General features: G+C 40.3%; 20 protein-coding genes and 1 riboswitch. Of the genes, 1 reads left to right on the top strand and 19 read right to left on the bottom strand.

Going from position 1 to position 19402, the window contains the following annotated elements; genetic code table 11:
• Positions 1-41 precede the first annotated feature (41 nt).
• The 13 genes from splB to MHI20_RS00590 all read right to left on the bottom strand — a co-directional run bounded on the left by splB (position 42) and on the right by MHI20_RS00590 (position 14604).
• Complete coding sequence (gene splB, locus MHI20_RS00650; protein WP_007498710.1) at positions 42-1070, bottom strand: spore photoproduct lyase; 1029 nt, start codon at positions 1068-1070, stop codon at positions 42-44.
• Positions 1071-1150: 80 nt separating this feature from the next.
• Positions 1151-1393, bottom strand: a complete 243-nt coding sequence (locus MHI20_RS00645) for a transcriptional regulator SplA domain-containing protein (RefSeq protein WP_034646394.1) — start codon at positions 1391-1393, stop codon at positions 1151-1153.
• Between the two features lie 98 nt (positions 1394-1491).
• A complete protein-coding gene (gene ptsP, locus MHI20_RS00640) occupies positions 1492-3210 on the bottom strand; it encodes a phosphoenolpyruvate--protein phosphotransferase (RefSeq protein WP_008348058.1) in 1719 nt (572 codons plus the stop codon).
• Positions 3210-3476 (bottom strand): phosphocarrier protein HPr, encoded by a 267-nt coding sequence (locus MHI20_RS00635; protein ID WP_003211078.1) that lies wholly within the window; start codon positions 3474-3476, stop codon positions 3210-3212. Before MHI20_RS00635 ends, ptsP begins: the two co-directional genes overlap by 1 nt.
• Positions 3477-3569: 93 nt before the next feature.
• A complete protein-coding gene (gene ptsG / locus MHI20_RS00630; protein WP_024719659.1) occupies positions 3570-5669 on the bottom strand; it encodes a glucose-specific PTS transporter subunit IIBC in 2100 nt (699 codons plus the stop codon).
• A gap of 202 nt (positions 5670-5871) precedes the next feature.
• A complete protein-coding gene (gene glcT, locus MHI20_RS00625; protein WP_144666397.1) occupies positions 5872-6726 on the bottom strand; it encodes a glucose PTS transporter transcription antiterminator GlcT in 855 nt (284 codons plus the stop codon).
• A 55-nt stretch (positions 6727-6781) separates the two neighbouring features.
• A complete protein-coding gene (locus tag MHI20_RS00620) occupies positions 6782-7771 on the bottom strand; it encodes a LacI family DNA-binding transcriptional regulator (RefSeq protein ID WP_340936273.1) in 990 nt (329 codons plus the stop codon).
• 292 nt (positions 7772-8063) lie between these two features.
• Complete coding sequence (locus MHI20_RS00615; RefSeq protein ID WP_039169129.1) at positions 8064-9158, bottom strand: M24 family metallopeptidase; 1095 nt, start codon at positions 9156-9158, stop codon at positions 8064-8066.
• A gap of 104 nt (positions 9159-9262) precedes the next feature.
• The gene (locus MHI20_RS00610; RefSeq protein WP_340936271.1) at positions 9263-11182 is read right to left on the bottom strand and encodes a heavy metal translocating P-type ATPase; all 1920 of its coding nucleotides are present in this window, start codon (positions 11180-11182) and stop codon (positions 9263-9265) included.
• Positions 11183-11476: 294 nt separating this feature from the next.
• Complete coding sequence (gene stoA / locus MHI20_RS00605; protein ID WP_045035136.1) at positions 11477-11965, bottom strand: endospore biogenesis thiol-disulfide oxidoreductase StoA; 489 nt, start codon at positions 11963-11965, stop codon at positions 11477-11479.
• 54 nt (positions 11966-12019) lie between these two features.
• Complete coding sequence (locus MHI20_RS00600; RefSeq protein WP_041507392.1) at positions 12020-13336, bottom strand: polysaccharide biosynthesis protein; 1317 nt, start codon at positions 13334-13336, stop codon at positions 12020-12022.
• Between the two features lie 113 nt (positions 13337-13449).
• Positions 13450-14103 carry a cell wall hydrolase gene (locus MHI20_RS00595; protein ID WP_045035134.1) on the bottom strand — a complete coding sequence of 218 codons (654 nt, stop codon included), beginning with the start codon at positions 14101-14103 and terminating at the stop codon, positions 13450-13452.
• Positions 14104-14409: 306 nt separating this feature from the next.
• Complete coding sequence (locus tag MHI20_RS00590; protein WP_056704847.1) at positions 14410-14604, bottom strand: hypothetical protein; 195 nt, start codon at positions 14602-14604, stop codon at positions 14410-14412.
• Between the two features lie 167 nt (positions 14605-14771).
• Here MHI20_RS00590 and MHI20_RS00585 point away from each other — a divergent pair, with 167 nt between their 5' ends.
• Positions 14772-14960: a YkvS family protein gene (locus MHI20_RS00585; protein ID WP_003211747.1), complete on the top strand. Its 189-nt coding sequence runs from the start codon at positions 14772-14774 to the stop codon at positions 14958-14960.
• A gap of 124 nt (positions 14961-15084) precedes the next feature.
• On the opposite strand, the gene MHI20_RS00580 is transcribed toward MHI20_RS00585, so the two are convergent.
• The 6 genes from MHI20_RS00580 to MHI20_RS00555 all read right to left on the bottom strand — a co-directional run bounded on the left by MHI20_RS00580 (position 15085) and on the right by MHI20_RS00555 (position 19215).
• Entirely contained in the window at positions 15085-15303 is a 219-nt protein-coding gene (locus MHI20_RS00580) for a hypothetical protein (RefSeq protein ID WP_061418803.1), read from the bottom strand.
• Positions 15304-15561: 258 nt separating this feature from the next.
• On the bottom strand, positions 15562-16059 hold the full coding sequence (queF, locus tag MHI20_RS00575; protein WP_003211403.1) for a preQ(1) synthase: 498 nt from the start codon (positions 16057-16059) through the stop codon (positions 15562-15564).
• 15 nt (positions 16060-16074) lie between these two features.
• On the bottom strand, positions 16075-16806 hold the full coding sequence (queE, locus tag MHI20_RS00570) for a 7-carboxy-7-deazaguanine synthase QueE (protein ID WP_024719652.1): 732 nt from the start codon (positions 16804-16806) through the stop codon (positions 16075-16077).
• On the bottom strand, positions 16799-17239 hold the full coding sequence (gene queD / locus MHI20_RS00565) for a 6-carboxytetrahydropterin synthase QueD (protein ID WP_039169139.1): 441 nt from the start codon (positions 17237-17239) through the stop codon (positions 16799-16801). Before queD ends, queE begins: the two co-directional genes overlap by 8 nt.
• Positions 17240-17896 (bottom strand): 7-cyano-7-deazaguanine synthase QueC, encoded by a 657-nt coding sequence (gene queC, locus MHI20_RS00560; RefSeq protein WP_008348090.1) that lies wholly within the window; start codon positions 17894-17896, stop codon positions 17240-17242.
• Positions 17897-18055: 159 nt separating this feature from the next.
• Positions 18056-18100, bottom strand: a riboswitch (PreQ1 riboswitch).
• Between the two features lie 71 nt (positions 18101-18171).
• Complete coding sequence (locus MHI20_RS00555; RefSeq protein ID WP_058337417.1) at positions 18172-19215, bottom strand: YkvI family membrane protein; 1044 nt, start codon at positions 19213-19215, stop codon at positions 18172-18174.
• Positions 19216-19402 lie beyond the last annotated feature (187 nt).

Below are 19402 nucleotides of genomic sequence, written 5' to 3'. Positions count from 1 at the left end.
AAGAAAATTTAAATAGAAAAAACAAGCCATAATGACTTGTTTTAAGTAAAATATTCAATTTTTGCAGACGGAAAGTACTGTTCGATATATGATTCTAATGTCTGTCTAAGTTCTTGTTCTTCATCTTTTTGATAGATATATTTTCCAATTCCATATCTACCCCACTTATATCTTCTCTTTTCTTCATCTAGTTCTAGTTTTGTTTTTGGATAGTTTTTTTGGATGACACGCTTCGCCGGTTTTGTAAAACGGTGCTGAATCATTTCAAAGGTGATATCTTGTCTCACTTCTTCAGGGAGAGCTGCATCGAGTTTTTCAAATAGGACTTTATAGCCCTCTTGCCACCCTTCATGAATGTAAATAGGGGCAATAATAAAGCCAAGTGGATAGCCTGCTTTTGCTACCTTTACAGCCGCTTCAATCCGCTGATCGAGTGGTGATGTTCCAGGTTCGAAATATTTAATGACATAATCGGCATTGATACTAAAGCGGAATCTTGTTCGTCCATTGTGTTTTGCATCTAACAAATGGTCTACATGATGAAATTTCGTAACAAAGCGTAGTTTGCCAAGATCGGTTTGACCAAAGTATTCAATCGCTCGTTTGAGTGTGTGAGTCAAATGGTCAATTCCGACGATATCAGATGTACACGAGGCTTCAAATCGCGTGATATCAGGCGCACGCTCGTTCATGTACTGTTCAGCCTGATCTAAGATCTCTTCTACATTGACATATGTGCGAATGTACGGCTTACTCCCCATAGTCGTTTGCAGGTAGCAATAATGGCAATGCCCCATGCATCCTGTCGCAAACGGAATGGCATACTCTGCAGATGGTTTAGATGTATCAAATTTTAAGGTTTTTCTCACGCCGATAACGAGCGTCGACTTTGCATTACGGTACTTTTGCAAATCATTTTTCCCCGGAATATTTCTCACTTGGTTGTGTGAGGTTGTTTCTCTAATTTCAATTCCCATGCCTTCAAACTTTTCTTTCAGCTCTTGTCCTAATGGGTACTCTAGCGCCCGAGGTTCAATATACACAAGCTGGGGAACGAACGGTTTGATCATATTTAGCACACCCTTACCTTATAGGTTCATACCGTTACTTTAACCTCTCAGGATGGCTTCTATCCTTTCTAAAATCTCCCTTATTCAAACAGATCTTGATAAAGGGCTTCTGCTTCTTCGTATGTTGGAAATACGGCATCATCAGGGGCTAATGGGTGATATGTTTCAAGTAGAAATAGCGCAAGCTCTTGCTCATTGTAAGGATGTGAAACGATTTCCGCTTCTTTAATTTGTGCGACATTGGCTGCATGTGGATTTCGATAAATGACATATACTTGATCACCCGGCTTATAGTTAGAGAAAGACAAACTGGTCACCTCCATTTTTTATTTTAGGATGCCCTTCTCTGCAAGCGATATGACTGATTATGATAAAATTCGACAAAAAAACCAGACAGTTTGACCTGTCTGGTTCACATCGCCTAGTTATGTTGAAACGTTTTTTTCACGAAATCAACCACTTCTTCAGTTGTGCTCAGTGATAAGATATGCTCTTTAAATGATGCAGCTTCTTCCTTAGAAAGCTTGCTTAACTGCGTTCTTGCTGGAAGAATCGATGTTGCACTCATTGAAAATTCATCTAATCCTAATCCAAGTAGGAGCGGGATTGCGATTTCATCTCCTGCCATCTCACCGCACATGCCAACCCATTTACCTTCTTTATGCGCTGCTTCAATCACAAGCGTTATGAGGCGTAAAATAGCTGGATTGTATGGCTGGTAAAGATAAGACACTCGTTCGTTCATTCGATCAGCAGCCATTGTGTATTGAATCAAATCATTTGTTCCAATACTGAAGAAATCTACTTCTTTTGCAAATTGATCTGCGATAACAGCTGTTGATGGAATTTCTACCATCATTCCGATTTCAATGGAATCAGATACTTCTGTACCAGCAGCAACCAATGCTTCTTTTTCTTCAAGTAAAATAGCTTTTGCTTCTCTAAATTCTGATAACGTCGCGATCATAGGGAACATGATTTTCAAGTTTCCATATGTACTTGCACGAAGTAACGCGCGTAGCTGTGTTCTAAAAATCTCCTGCTCTTCAAGGCAAAGGCGGATCGCTCTATAGCCAAGGAACGGGTTCATTTCTTTTGGAAGCTGCAAGTAAGGAAGTTCTTTATCGCCACCAATATCTAGTGTGCGGACAACCACAGCTTTGCCTTCCATCTTCTCTAAAACGGTTTTATACGCATCGAACTGCTCTTCTTCTGTTGGGAGCTGATCTCTGCCCATGTATAAAAATTCTGTACGGTACAATCCAACTGCTTCGCCGCCATTTTCAAGCACACCTTTCACATCTTCAGGTGTTCCAATATTCGCAGCTAACTCTACGTGAACGCCGTCTTTTGTGACCGTTGGCTGGTCAACAAGTTTCGCCCATTCCGCTTTTTGAGCTAAGTAGTCTTCATGCTTTTTTTGATACGCTTTCACTTCATCTTCAGAAGGCTGAATGATGACGTCTCCACTAATACCATCAACAATGATCAGATCATTGTTTTTCACCGTTTTTGTTGCTTCTTTTGTCCCAACAACTGCTGGAATTTCCATTGATCTTGCCATAATCGCTGAGTGAGAAGTACGACCACCGATATCTGTCGCAAAACCTTTGACGAATTGTCTGTTCAGCTGAGCTGTATCAGAAGGTGTTAAATCTTCAGCAATGATAATGACTTCTTCAGAAATCATACTTGGGTTTGGAATGTCAACGCCTAGCAAATGACCAGTGACACGTTTTGTAACGTCGCGAATATCCGCTGCACGTTCTTTCATGTATTCATTGTCCATTGCTTCAAACATTGTAACAAACATTGTTGCTGTTTCTTTTAAAGCAAATTCAGCATTTACTTTATCCGATGTGATTTTATCCTTCACTGGGTTGAGCAGCTCTGGATCACTTAACACAAGAAGGTGTGCAGAAAAGATATCTGCTTTGTCTTGGCCAAGCTCTTTTAGCGCATGTTCTTTAATTGCTTCAAGTTCTTGTTTAGAAACATGAATTGCTTCTTCAAAACGCTTCACTTCTGTCTCTGGATCATTGATGTCTTTTTGGTGAACTGTTAAATCTGGTTCTTCCAGACGATATGCTTTTGCAATCGCAACGCCTGCTGAAGCACCGATTCCTTTCAGTTGTTGCATTACTCGCCTAGGCCTTCACTTTTCATTGTGTCTTTAAGTGCAGCAAGTGCATCATTTTCATCAGAACCAGAAGCAGAGATAGTGATTGTAGCACCTTTCGCAATTCCTAGAGACATTACACCCATAATAGATTTCAGGTTCACTGTTTTACCATTATATTCTAAGTTGATATCAGCATCATATTTACTAGCAGTTTGTACAAGAACTGTTGCAGGACGTGCGTGAATTCCAGAATCTGCAGTTACTTTGAATGTTTGTTGAGCCATTTTTATCAATCTCCTTTTTATACATTTCATACATCCACAATATTATATCATACTGCCGAGCTTGTCATCTAACAAGAACGGCAGTTATGAAAATTATTTTGAAATTTTCATGATGTTTTCTTGGCCAGCTTTGATTTCACCGGATTCTTGAAGGTCAATAAATTGTCCTTCACTTAAGTTTGTAAATACAATTGGTGTCATTAAAGATGGTACTTCTGACTTAATTTTATCAATATCAACCTCTAAAAGTTTTTGACCGATTTCTACTTGGTCTCCCTCTTGTACAAATGCTTCAAATCCTTCTCCTTTGAGGCTGACTGTATCAATCCCGAAGTGAATCAAGATTTCAAGTCCACCATCAGACTGGAGGCCGATGGCGTGTTTTGTTGGGAACACATTTAAGATTTTTCCTCTTACTGGTGAAACCACTGTTCCCTCTTTTGGCAAGATAGCAAAACCGTCACCCATCATTTTCCCTGAGAATACTTGATCTGGCACATCTGTAATTGGATGCAGCTCCCCTGTAATTGGTGAAGCAAACGTTTCTTCCCCTTGTTCGTTTTGAAGCGGTTTTGCAATGACTTCTTCAACCTGCTGGCTGACTTCTTCTTTTGCAGAAGGGTCTTTCGCTGGTCGAGGTGTGCGCCCTGCAATAATGTCTTGCATTTGTGTTTTTAAATTATCAGAGCGTGGTCCAAAGATGGCCTGGATGTTATTCCCTACTTCAAGGACACCTGAAGCGCCAAGCTTTTTCAAGCGGTCTTTATCCACTTTTTTCTGATCATTTACAGTGACACGTAAACGCGTAATACAAGCATCTAGGTGTTTAATGTTTTCTTGGTCACCCATTGCTTCAAGAATTTCATAAGGTAAGTCATCGCCTTTTCCAGATTGAGCGCTGCTTGCACCGTCAGCTGCTTCATCTTCTCGTCCTGGCGTTTTCAGATTAAACTTGCGAATCGCAAATCTGAATCCGAAGTAGTAAATGACAGCCAGTACGAGACCGACTGGAATAACAAGCCACCAAGCGGTTCTATTCGGCAGGATACCAAATAGGAAGAAGTCGATTAACCCTCCTGAGAAGGTCATTCCGATTTTTACGTTTAGAATATCCATTATCATAAAGGATAATCCAGCAAATACACAGTGAATCGCAAATAATATCGGTGCAACAAACAAAAATGAGAATTCAAGCGGTTCAGTGATCCCTGTTAGGAAAGAAGTAAGGGCCGCTGACCCCATAATTCCTGCTACAAGTTTTTTATTCTTAGGTTTTGCTTCATGGTAAATCGCAAGTGCTGCAGCTGGAAGTCCAAACATCATGAACGGATATTTCCCTGTCATGAATGTACCGGCTGTCAGCTGAACACCATCTTTGATTTGCGCCATGAAAATACGCTGATCACCACGGATAATATCTCCTGATAAGCTCTTATAGCTAAAAAATTCATACCAGAATGGTGCGTAGAATATGTGGTGCAGACCAAACGGAATTAATGAGCGTTCAATGACACCGAATACAAAGGCAGCTAGCGGCTCATTCGCTGCAAGCAGTCCAGTTGAAAATGAGTTCAATGCACCTTGGATTGGCGGCCAAATGACGAGCATCAAAAGCCCTAAAATAAGTGCTGAAATCGACGTAACGATTGGAACAAAACGCTTACCAGCAAAGAAGCCAAGATATTGCGGGAGCTCAATTTTGTAAAATTTATTAAACATATAAGCGGCTAATACCCCGACAATAATCCCGCCAAACACGCCGGTAGACAAGGTCGGTATGCCGAGCATATTCACATACGCTGGATGACTTTCCTTAAAGAACTTAGCCAATTTGATTGAATCGGATGGAATGGAACCGTTGGCCATTAATACGGCACTCATCGTTACGTTCATGACAAGGTAACCGATGATCGCGGCAATCCCTGCCACACCGTCTCCATTGGCAAGACCGATGGCAACCCCTACAGCAAATAGGAGTGGAAGATTCGAGAAGACAATATTCCCCGCATTCTCCATAACACTTGCAACAAGCTGAATTGTATCATTGCTTAAAAATTGAGCGACATCAATCAGCTGCGGATTTTGCATCGCATTTCCGAGTGCTAGTAAAATACCAGCAGCAGGAAGGATCGCAACTGGAAGCATAAGTGCTCGTCCAATTTTTTGCAACACACCAAAAAGTGATTTAAACACTGGTTGAACCTCCTTTTGTTTTCGCTTACAACATGCATTTCAATTACACACTGACGTACATTTCATAATTAACCGTTTACATTTCACTTTCAGAACACAAAAAAGGCATGGTGATATAAGGTTGCGCAAATAACAGGATCTTATCCTGTATTTACCTTAAGTCACTCATGCCTGATCGAATCAGTTACACGTTTCAAGGAAACTATGAAATTTTATTCGTCAATCTGTACAGGTGAAGTGTCAAATAGACAGCTTCGGCATCTTGTACAGGCTTTTTCAATGCATGTTGCAAAATTTTGATCATTTTCCAAGCAGTATTGTAGCATAAAGGATATTCATTTTTCAATAGATGAAGCAACTTTTCTGGCTCCTCTAATGATTCTTCCCGTTTAATACGCTCAATCGAAAACGTAATATGGCGCAGTAAGCGTAAATAATGAATACTTTCTCTGTCTACTTTCATATGAAATGCATCTTCGATGACTTGGACCATTTGTGACATGAGCTGCGAATGACGGTTGACCTCGGATAAAGGCCGGTTCGTTAAAGCAGAGTGAATGTGGAGCGCAATAAACCCAATCTCTCCTTCGGGCAGCTTTGTTTCAACATCTGGCCGCGCATTTATCAGTTCCACGACTTCCTTTGCGACCTCGTATTCTTTCGGGTATAAGGATTTCGTTTCAAGCATAAAAGGATTGGTGATATCATAGCCTTGCTTAACTCGCTTAAAACTAAAGGCAATATGATCTGTCAGTGCAATATGAATATGCTCATTTAAACGATGCCCCATTTTTTCTCGTATATGATAAATGACGTCATTGGCAAGCTCAATCATGTCCTCATTAATGTGGTGCAGCAATTGTTTGTATTCTGTTTGCTCTTTTGTGTTCTTTAACACAAACATTTTCTCAAATGCCGCTTGATCGAGAACGTCACCCGATTTTTTCCCAAAGCCGATCCCTTTATCAATCAGGACCACTTCGCCTAAAGAAGGGTGTTTTGCGATGATGACATTATTATTTAACGCTTTATCAACGGTGAAGGATTCCATGAACATCCCCACCTCCTTCTTATTCAATCCTTCTTATCGTACAAAACAGATGAAACGTGCGTCAACGATTGTTTTTCAAAATAGTCGTTGTGCGCTCAACGAGTCGATATGACAGCACCCTTTTTTCTGGTGCCTCACCTTGTAACACTCGATTAAACAAGTCAAATGCTTCCTGCCCCATTTGTTTGAGGGGAATGTCTATACTAGAAATCCCCAATGCTTCACTCAATTGATCGTTTTGAAAGCCAAGTATGGCTGGTGATTCTCCAACGTTTATTTGGTGACGCTGTGCTTCTAGTAAAAAACCTGCTGAGACATCATCGTTCGTAATCAGTAAGGCTGTCGGACGATTTTTCATCTCTTTCCATTCTGTAAATAATTGCTTGCCATCAAAAATGGTCAGTTTTCCTTCAATGACCCAGTCCTCATCAATGTCCTGCCCAAGCGACTGCATCATTTCTTGATAAGTCTGAATGCGAACTTGGCTATTCTCCCCTTCTGTTCTAGCAAGAACGATTGCGATTCGCTCATGACCGCATGCCGCTAAGTGTTCAAGCCCTTCCTTAAAAGCCTGATCATGCGCAATCGATACCGATGAACATGTATCATGCGGAGTAGGATGACAAAAGATAATAGGACCAGATTCCTGCCACTTTAAAATTTCTTGATCACTTAACGCATTTGAGCAAAAGATTAAACCATTCACACGCTGCTCTTTTAAGCTCATTAATGCTTCTTTTTCCTTTAATGGGTCATATCCTGTTTGAAACAAGGCAAAATGCATTCCGCACTCCTGTGCTTTCTCTGCAATCCCTGTGACAATTCCGCTGAAATAGGAGTGATCAATTGTCGGAAGTACAATTCCAAGCATATTGGAATAGCCCTTTGCTAAATGCACTGCCTGAATATTCCGTGTATATTTGAGCTCTTTCATCGCACTAAGTACGCGCTCTCGCTTTTCTTCTTTGACATAAGGATGATCATTCATCACTCGTGATACGGTGGTAACAGATACACCCGCTCTTTTCGCAATATCCCTTATGTTAGGCATTTTTTCTCCTACTTTCTCTTGATATGGTAAGCGTTTCATACTTTAAGATGTATGTGAGCTGAACAAATCACTGGGTGGAAAGGGGAATTCAAGATGGGTATTATCATATGGATCATATTATGTTTGACTATTTTGTTTTCTGCTCGATTCGCACTACATCCTTTAGGAAAAGAACATAAAATCAAGCCGTTTCAATCAATTGATGATTTTTTTGTTGATAAGGATCGCAAAGAGTGACAAAAAAATCACGATGACGCTCCCAACACTTGGACGTTCATCGTGATTTTTTTCATTACTTGATGATCGTCAACTCTTTTGGATAATTGGTTAAGGTGACTGGGCCATCTTTTGTAATGAGAACATCGTCTTCAATTCTAACCCCGCCGACTCCTGGTACATAAATACCCGGCTCGATCGTATAGACCATCCCTTCTTTTAGAAGGTCATCATTTGCTTGACTCATAGAAGGGAACTCATGAACAGAAACCCCGAGTCCATGCCCTAGACGGTGCGGGAAGTATTCGCCATATCCTGCTTCTGCGATCAGCCCTCTTGCTTTTAAGTCAAGGTCACCAATTCTCACACCCGGCTGGCTCATATCAAGTGCTGCCAATTCGGCTTTCAAGACGGTGTTGTAAATATCCTTTTGTTGTTCAGACGCTTCTTGATAGATGAAGGTTCTTGTAATATCTGAACAATAGCCATCCACAATCACGCCGAGGTCAAATAAAACAAAATCACCTTTTTTCAAGGCTGCCTGCCCAGGATTTCCATGAGGTTCTCCTGATTTTTCTCCGAATAGTACCATGGTTGAAAAGGACATGCCCTGAATGCCTTTTTTCTTCAGTTCATATTCGATGACAGCAAGAACTTCGGTTTCCGTCACCCCTTCTTTTAGGGCATGAACCCCAATTTTGACGCCTTCGTCTGCCAATTGAGCAGCTTTTTTCAATGTTTCAATTTCAGCTTCGTCTTTAATTAGTCTTAGCTGATTGAGCACATCTTCTGCCCGGACGAATGTTTCTGCCCCAGTGACAGCTTGAAGCTGCTCTGCTCTTTGCAAAGGAATGGATTCTTTTTCAATCGCTAGGCGAGTCGCTTTTACTCCTCGTTTTTCTAGTGCCTTTTGTATGAAATCAAAGGGGTTTTCATGGTCTTCATATCCAATGAGATCTCCAGCCCATCCCGCATTTTTTGCTTGCTCAACTTCCATCTTAGGCAAAATGAAAAATGGATCTGCTTCCTCAAAAACAAACAGCCCCATCACTCTTTCATGCGGCTCTGTGAAGTATCCAGATAGATAGAATACATTCTCCTTTGTATGTATAAATGCACCTTGAATGTCTTTTTTCTTAAGCCAAGAAGACAAGTTTTTCATTCGATTCATCGTGATCCTCCTCACACGTTTGACTACTGATCTATTGTATCAGTTTTCACTGTATTTCGCACAAAAGCGCACTGACCTAAAGCCAGTGCGCTTTTGTGATTTGCTTAAGAAGCACGAAGCAAACGAAGTCCGTTTAAAATAACCAAAATCGTACTGCCTTCATGCCCAATGACACCAAAAGGTAAATCAAGAACTTGTAAGAAATTCGCACAGATTAACAAACAAATAACTGTTAATGAAAAGATGATGTTTTGCTTAATGATTCGGTTCATCTTTCTTGAAAGACGGATCATCTTTGTTAGATTGTTTAAGTTATTTTTCATTAAAATGAGATCTGCTGTTTCTAAAGCAACATCTGTGCCTCCGCCCATTGCGACGCCAACATCCGCTGTGGCGAGTGCAGGTGCATCATTGATTCCATCTCCGACCATAATGATCGAATCACCTTGTTTTTTCAGTTGATTGACTTCGTGTACCTTTTCATCTGGAAGACATTCAGCGACAACGGTTTGGATGCCTGCTTCCTCTGCAATCGCTTCAGCTGTTTTTTGCTGATCCCCTGTGAGCATGACGGTTTGGATGCCTAAATCATTCAGCTCCTGAATCATTTTTTTGGCTTCAGGTCTGATTTGATCCTTCAAACCGAGACAGCCGACGACTTCTTGATTTTTTTGAACATAGACAACTGTATATCCTTTGGATGAAAGAACATCACCATTCACTTCAATATCACGATCCATTGAAGCTTTTCCGGCAAAATCTTTCTTCCCAATCCGCCATGTGTCCTCATTTAATTGTGCTTCCACACCAAAACCTGATGTTTCTTCAATGGTTACGTGGACTGCCCGCTCTGTATAATGCTCTTTTGCCATATCAGTAATGGCTTTAGCTAATGGATGGTTTGACTGACTTTCAATTTGATAGAGTGCATGATAAAAGGTCGATTCATCTTGCCCTTTTGCCAAGACCACTTTTTCAACAGCTGGTTTTCCACTTGTAATCGTACCCGTTTTATCAAATGCAATCATCGTACTTGTGCCCAGTTTTTCTAAAAAGACACTTCCTTTTACAAGCATACCGTTTCTTGCACCGTTTGAGATGAGTGAAAGAGCTGCTGGCATAATTGAGGCAACAAGTGCACAAGGCGAGGCAACTACCATAAACACCATCGCACGGTAGAACGTTTCACTCATGCTCCAGCCAAGTACAAAATGAGGTAGGAACATTAAAATCGCTACAGTGATGAGCACACCTTTTACATATGCACCTTCAAATTTTTCAATAAATGCTTGGCTTGGCGATACACTTTCTTGTGCAGATTCCACCAGCTTAATGATTTTATGAAAAAGTGTTTCTTCATTATGTTTTGTTACTTCTACTGTTAATGAACCATTTAAATTCACTGTTCCTGCAAACACATCTTCCCCTTGCCCTTTTTCCTGAGGCACCGATTCACCCGTTAAGGCAGATTCGTCTACACTTGTTCTTCCGCTCATGATCACACCATCTGCTGCAATTCGTTCGCCCGCTTTGATTAAAATACGATCGCCTGGCGTAAGTGAAGAAGCAGCGATTTGGATGGTGGTTCCATCTTCTTCAATTAAAGTGGCTTCATCTGGAGCGATACTCATTAAGGCCGTTAAGTCTTTTTTACTTTTATTTGACGTATACGTTTCTAGCGCACCGCTAAGCGAAAAAATAAAAATTAAAATGGCGCCCTCTGCCCAGTAGCCAATGATCGCTGAGCCTATCGCAGCAAATATCATTAAAAGTTCTACATTTAATGTCTTGGATGAAATGGTTTCTTCAATTCCTTCCTTTGCCTTTGCAAAACCACCAATAACAAAAGCAAGAATGAAAAGAGGAATACTCCACATCGTTTCATCCTTTAGAAACCATCCAATCAAGATGAGAATCCCCGAAATACCTGCTGCGATTAATTCTCCGTGCTGTGCCCATTTTTGAAAGAGCGAGTTGGATCCCTTTTGATCTGTCGTTTGATAAAGTGCTGTATTCTCATTCATGATTACTTTCTCCTCTCTAATTGATAATGATTTTCACATTATCAATCGTTGCCCGTTCCGTTTATCATCTATATTTTCTGCTATTTCAAGCTTTTTATAGGTCTGTAACTCATTATAACAGGTTCTGATCAATTTTCAATTAATAATTATTATAATTTCTTTTTGATAATAATTATCATTATTAGCATCCGACATTTCTTCCTCTTTCTGAGCACATTTTATTCATCTGAAAGATAATTGAACACAAAAAAGAACCAACGGATCGCCCATTGGTTCTTACAGAAAGCTTGTGTTCTAAGAATTTGTCCACTCTTTGATTTGTTTTTTCGTCAGCGGACCTACATGGTTTTTGACCACTTCACCCTTTTCATTGATGAAAAAGGTCGTCGGGATCGTAATGATTTGGTATTTCTTCATCATTTCTCCGTGTTCATCGAGAACGATCGGAAATGTAAACTTTCTGTCTTTCACAAATTGGGCAACTGCATGCTTGCTTTGCTCAGCACCAAGTAAATTCACAGTCAGTATGTCTACATCACTTTGATTTTCTTTCACGATCTGTTCAAAGGCTGGCAGCTCCATTTTGCAGGACGGGCACCACGTTGTCCAAAAATGCAGAATGGTCCGCTTCCCTTTCACCGGGATCACCTGCGTTTCACCTGTTAATGTAGGAGCTTCTATCCTCGGCGCCATGACAGGCTCTTTTGCTTCAGCCTCTATGTTCATCAGAAATAAAAGAAGGGTCATCACGAGAAGACTGGCGGGTAGATATTTACGATTCATCAGCATCTTCCTTCCTGATTTTCCTATAGCTTGCCCGCTAGCTGCACATGACATTCAAGCTTTTTTCAATGTAAGAAACATGGAGACGCCGAGTTCCTTGCAAATCGTTGCATAATGCAGAGCCGTTAAAAGCAGCATCCCCGTGTTCATTCCTAAGATAACACCCATCATATTTAAGGATTCGATGGATCCTAGGAAATACACCATAGAGAACGACACCACGTGCACCCATATATTATGTAGGAACACATCTTTTATGAGACCCATACCAATTAAACACGCTTGAAACGGCATCACGAACAAGTGGCATAAGAAATAAGGCCAGAGGAGCTGCAAGTAGACGGCTGCTTGCGGTGAGTCAAAAAAGAGCTGCGTGAGCGGATAAGCGAAATAATACATGATCATCACGGCTGGCACCCCATAGCCAAACGTAATGAGAATCGCTTGTCTGACACGTTTTTTCACGAGATCATACTGCCCCAAGGCATAGGCTTCTGATACATTCGGAATCATCACAATCATAATGGAATGAGCGATAAACGCCGGAAAAAAACCGATCGACATTGCTACGCCAGCAAGCATTCCGTAATGATCAACAGCAAGCGTACCAGAAATGCCCGCTGCAACGAGGGCTCCTTTGATTAAAAACGGTTCAACCGCATTGGCAATGGCATGAAAGATACGCATACCTGTTGTCGGAATGGAGACTGCTAACAAACGTTTTCTGACGTCAATCCCTCTTAACTCAACCGATCTGACATTCACAGCATTTTTCGCCATGACGTATTGGGAATATAAATAGATAAAGACGACGAGATCACTTGCAACAATCACACCAATCGCGATAAGCACCGCTGTTTCAATATCAAACGAATACCAATGAAAAAACAAAAACAAACAGATAAGCTGGATCGTTTTTTTCAGCATATTGGCTAGAGCAATTCTGCCCATTTGCTGCTTGCCCATAAAATAGCCGCGTGCAATGGACGTAAATGCGATGATTGGAATGAGTGACAGAACCAAGCCCTTCATCAGCGGATGATACGATTGAAATACAGGAATGAAAGGCAGTACAATGGCTGCTATTGTCGTTGTTGTGCATGTCACCACAAGCGTCATTTTAAATGCATGGCGAAGCATACTTTTATGAAGCCGCTCATGCGATTCTGCAATGAATTTAGAAATGGAGACTGGCAGCTCTAAGCTGGCGATCACAAGCACAAGCATGATGATGGGAAGGATGCTCATATATAAACCCATTCCATGTTCTCCAAGCTCTCTCGCTAAAATCATATTGACTAAAAACTCGATACACTCAGCAATGAAAGCTGCGACAGATAGCAGAATGACCCCTTTTACAAATCGATTCATGTAGCCTCCCCTTGTCTAAAAGCAAATTCTTTTCACATTCTATGAGACAAGTCCTGAAAATATTTTAATAATTGAAGACAAAAAAACAGCGACTGATTGATCGCTGCTTTTCTTTACACTGCAAACACGTGACGGCCAATGCGTTCTACAATTTTACGAGAACGAATCCAGTTATCTGTCGCCGTTTTTGGATTATAAAAATAAATCGCCTTTGTTGTTCTGTCATCTTCTTTGACAACCTGCTTCACAGCTTTTACGGAATCCTGGTCTGCCTTATCATTGATACTTCCATTTGATACGGGCTGGAAGGCATTTCGCTGATAAATCACGCCTCTGACACTGTCAGGAAAAGAGCGGTGTTCCACGCGGTTTAAGACGACGCTTGCTACAGCTTTTTTCCCTGCGTAAGATTCACCTTTTGCTTCGGCATGTACCAACCGAGAAAGCAAGTCCATTTCTTCATTAGAATAGTGTGATTGATTTCTTGAGCTTGCTGGCTTTGCCGTTTCCTTTTTCTTCGGCTTCGGTTTTGATGCCTTCTCCTCTGTTGACGTGCTTAGCATTTTCACTTTCGGCTGATGTTTCTCCTCTGAAAACGCTGGAATCACGGTATGCTTATTATCTTGATCTATATATGAAAGCTGATGCTTTTCAGGTGCTTGTTCAAGTTTCTGACTTAATGTGCCCTCTTGCTCTTGTATATTGTCCATCTTGATCGCTGAGATGAGCATAAGGATGGCAAAAAGAGCTGTATGAATTTTGATCATTCGCCTCATTCCTCCCTTAATTAATGTAGGCCGTAAGATACTTGTCCACTCTAACAAGAGCTTCTTCTATTTTCACGCACAAAGATTTTCATGCCTGTCCAAATTCCGTCATTAAATGGCATGTCCTAGTTGAAATACGCATGAACTGGTAATGTAAGCGTTTAATATAGTCTCTTTTTAGCCTATAATCATCCTTATGCTCCTGATTATGGGTTATTACATTTTCTTTTCATATGTATCAAGCTGGTTTGAAGTGTGACAAAAGAACCAAAATAAAAAGCTTTTTCTCATGAATGAGAAAAAGCTTTAGCTTCTTGCTTCTTTAAGATATTCAAAAATAACATCTCCACCATGCTTGGCGATTCCGCGAAAATGTTTAAAATCATCTTGATTGACCAATACAGAACGAAATGTTAAAAAATCATCCTTTTGAATGGTCACTTGTTTTTCAGTACCATCCCGTAATGATTCTAGTATTGTGTTGATGTGTTCTTCAGTCAAAAAAATCGCTCCTTTTCAGCCTTGATCAAATATTAAATATACCATTCGTTTTCAAAGCGTACAACGAAAACGAAAGAAAAACGTCTTTATCCTTTACATTGGTATGAAAATATTGCAAAATACTTTTTAATAGGGAATGAAATCTGTTTTTAAAGGAGAGGGATCGGTTGAAGATTGCAAAAATTGGGAATGTGATCGAATTTAGAAATGGTTTAACAGGTGTAGTTGAAAAAGTGAATGAAAACTCTGTTATTGTGGATGTCACCATTATGGACAACTATAGAGATTTAGAACTGGATTCACTAACAGTCGTTAATCATAAAAACTATAAAATCATCAAAGACTCCGTACATTAATTTGCAATCCTCAATTCAGACTACCGTTACATAAAGATATACACAGCAAAGCTGACTCGTGTCACAGCTCTGTTCTCTTTTGACCATCACATATGAAAAAGGCTGACAACCATATAAAGTGGCGTCAGTCTTTTTGCGCGTGAAAGGTTTGCATTTCCGCTTTTGTTTTGTACATATCAACTTCTTCAGGTGTTATCACGCCTTTATCAATTAAAAGGGCGATCACTCCAAGTAATGTGGAGGCATTCCACTTATATCGTTCTTTGTTTTGATGTTCAAGCATCTGAAGCTCTTCCCTTAATTCCATTAGCAGCTTCTCTGTTTTGTCTTCTTTGTTTGCCAACACAAACGCCTCCATTTTCATTCGCTCGTTTCAATTTTATCTTAAAGTAAATATATGAAGAATAAAAGCATGATACACCTTTACAAACATACGTTCTGTCATGTATACTATACATACGAGCTGGTAGCCCCCAGCCGTCCTAGCAAGTTCTATTCCTATTGGTATGAGAAGAGTGACATGACTCTTCTCTTTTTTTATGTGACATCATAATCTATTCCATAAAAAAAGACATGTCATCCACATGTCTTTTCTTATTTATTAGCGATTATCAATCGTTTCTGGATACATATCGTGATTCATCATACGATACGATGCCATCTCTTCATACTTTGTCCCAGGTTTTCCGTAGTTCGTATACGGATCAATTGAAATACCGCCTCTTGGTGTAAATTTGCCCCATACTTCGATATATCTTGGGTCCATTAATTCAATGAGGTCGTTCATGATAATATTCATACAATCCTCATGGAAGTCACCGTGGTTACGGAAGCTGAACAAATATAATTTTAATGATTTACTTTCGACCATGATTTCATTTGGGATGTAGCTGATATACACAGTCGCAAAATCTGGCTGCCCTGTTTGCGGGCAAAGTGATGTGAATTCTGGGCAGTTGAATTTCACAAAATAATCTCTATTCGTATGTTTATTCGGGAACGTTTCAAGCACTTGTGGTGCATAGTCAAACAAGTAATTGGTCCCCTGGTTTCCTAGTAAAGTGACACCTTCTAATTCTTCTGGTTTTCTTGTCGTCATTTTGTTTCTTCCTTTCTATACGCCTCGTTTATTTCCCCACAATAGCGTGTGCAGTTGTGGTAAGACTCTCACACGATTCAAATCAGGGTCTTGCGCTACTTGATCTACAAGCATTTCGTATTTCTTTAATAAGTGCGTCAATAGGTACGCATCATCAGCTGTTGTTGTATCATCATTTCCCACCTGCAAATAAAAGGGGAGTTCTGGGTATTTCGCATGAACATCCTTTGCATAGGCTAGATCAAGATCATCAAAGATCACGACCTTCAGGCTTGCATGTTGCAATCTGTTTCCATTTTTCAATTCATCTATGATACGTGTAAGTTTCGTAAAATCTGTTTTCATATTTGAACTTGGTGGTTTTGGAGAAATGGTTAAATCATCTATCTTCAAAAACCAATCTTGATACATCGTTCCCTGCGTTTCAAGCGCCGTATCAATTCCTTCTTCATGCAATAAATCAATAAGTGATTCCATTTGTTTTAAAAGCGCAGGATTCCCACCTGAAATGGTGACATGAGAAAAAGCCTTTCCACCTATTCTCTTCAGCTCTTTTACAATGTCCTCTGCCTGAAGCCACTGAATATCATGCTTAGCTGATCCATCCCATGTAAAAGATGAATCACACCAGCTGCAAGAGTAGTCACAGCCAGCCGTTCTGACAAACATGGTTTTTTGGCCAATGACCATTCCTTCTCCTTGAATGGTTGGACCAAAGATTTCTAAGACAGGAATCGCTTTAGTCATTGAGCTCAACTCGTTTCGGACGGTAAATGCAGTAGCTTGTTGGTGTCTCTCTGACAAAAACTTGAACACATACTGGTTTGTTCGCTAAAGTCGATAAATATGCTGCGACTTTATCATACACAGTCTTTGCGACAACCTCAGTGGTTGGCATCGCGTATGGATCATTTGATGAGAATTCTTCATGGTCATTGAGCAGTGTATGGTCGTACTGTCCATGAATGAGTTTTTTTAGCGTGCTAAAATTCACAAGGAAACCTGAATCATCTAGATGATCTCCTGCAATCGTAATGTTAATCGTATACGTATGACCATGTACGCGGCTACAAGCGCCAGCATCTTCTCTCGGGATAAAATGGGCTGCCGATACATGCATATCTTTATTTAATTCAAACGAAAATGGATGATTCGTCTGTGGATAGATTTGAGAAAGCATTTAGTTCGCCTCCTTCATGTCCATATAAGTGTCATAGCCATTTTTCCGAAGCTTACATGCAGGACATTCCCCGCAGCCATCAGAAATGATGCCATTATAGCAAGTGAGTGTTTCATTTTTCACAAAATCTAGCGCATTCAGTTCATCAGCCAGCTTCCACGTTTCAGCTTTATTCAGCCACATGAGCGGCGTATGGATGACAAATGGTTTTTCCATTGCCAAATTCACGGTGACGTTACAAGATTTCACAAACTCATCTCGACAATCTGGGTAGCCGCTAAAGTCTGTCTCGCACACACCCGTAATAATATGACGTGCTCCAATTTGATACGCAAGAATGGATGCAAAGGATAAGAAAACTAAGTTTCTCCCCGGAACAAATGTGGAAGGCAGTTCTCCTTCTTTTTCTTCAATATCAATGTCATCTCTTGTTAAGGCATTGGGTGCAAGCTGATTTAAAAGAGACATATCTAATAGATGATTTTTCACACCTAGCTTGTCAGCAATTCTTTTGGCGACATCAATTTCTTCTTGATGACGCTGATTATAATGAAAGGTTACCGTTTCAACCTCTTTAAATTGTTGAAGTGCCCATAGTAAACATGTCGTACTGTCCTGTCCCCCGCTAAAGACAACGACCGCTTTTTCATTTTTCATTTTTCCTTTTCCTCCTTTTGCAGACCCGTACCTCCGCACAAAGCTGCATCTGAAAGGTTCATGAAAACCCCTATTTTTCTCAAAAGAAAAGACACCTTTACATGTGTATGAGGTGTCCCAGCCATAAAAAATAAAAAATGCCACATCCAAGGATACGGCAAGTCCTTAGTTTTTTATAGAGGGTTTTGCTAGAACCTCTCCCGTTTTCACGGATTTTTGTTCAATTTTCACAGAGGATAGTGTACCACATAATTGGTGTACAAGCTATCCCTTCTTTACTTATCACGTGATGCAGGCACTTTTTTCAGACAAAGAAAGAGGATAAAAAAGATACTGACATAGCCAAAAACAGGGTAAACCGTTGAAATGAGTGTACCGTATCCAATTTTACTGATGACATAACAGCAAAGCAGAATAAAGGATATCGTATACATACTGTTCAATCGAATATACGCCCTCACCTGTCTTTCGAGACCGTATAAATTCCCTATAACGGATGTAAAGACTTCACCAAAGATCACGAATAAATAGATGAGATGAATGGAGTTTGCGACTTGATACACCACTTGGGCCATCGGAATATCATACGCCTCCAGCATTTCTAATGAAGAAAGGGATAAAAAGCAGGCGAGCAGAATGAGTGTCAGCATCAGACCTCCAAGCACCGCTCCCCTTTTTATAACGGCTTCGGATGTCATTTCGTTTGCGACCGGCACTAATACGGCTTGAGACAACGCTAAATTAAATGCACCATATGAAATCGCAGACAACATCCATTCGCCCTCTCCCATTTGCAGCCCCAGAACGTGGCTTTCACCGCTACTAAACACAAATGAGTCTAGAAACACAATCAGCGAAAAGAAAATCAGCATGGGAACGACAAGTACATTGACACCAAATAACCCTTTTGAACCTTTAAAAAGGACAATGACACTTAAAATAATCGTTAAAAAAATACCATATTCTTTTGAGATGCCAAGTTGTTCTTCAAAAATAGCGCCTGCTCCAGAAATCATCACTGACGTCACACCTAGTAATATAAAAAACATGACGATGTTAATATATCGACTCGCAGCAGCTCCAAATAAAAACCGATTCATATCTTGATAAGACTCCGCTTCAATTCGTTTGGAAATAAGCATCATTTTTGCGCCAAGGCCGGTAAAAATAACACCGCTAATCAAAATCCCGATCAATCCAATCCAGCCAAAACGAACAAAAAATTCTACGATTTCTTTTCCTGTCGCAAACCCAGCTCCAACCACTGTTCCTACATATACAAAGGCAAGCTGAAAAGCGGATTCATTTGAACGTTTCATATGACCCCTCCGCACCCATCACTTTCGATTGTCTCTTTTTTATCCTATGAGACAAGTTCCTTGAAAAGAAGGACAAACCATGATTAAATGCAAAAAAGGATTTTTCATTCAGCGATGAGCAAAACAGTTGAAAGTCAAAATAGGTCAGAGTATACTATAGTCAAAGATGGTCAAACAACAGACCATT

Origin of the sequence: Bacillus sp. FSL K6-1106 (genome assembly GCF_038005245.1) — a bacterium.
Classification (GTDB): Bacteria; Bacillota; Bacilli; order Bacillales; family Bacillaceae; genus Bacillus; species Bacillus altitudinis.
Note: the sequence above shows the minus strand (reverse complement) of the source record. Positions and strands in the feature narration are given on the sequence as shown.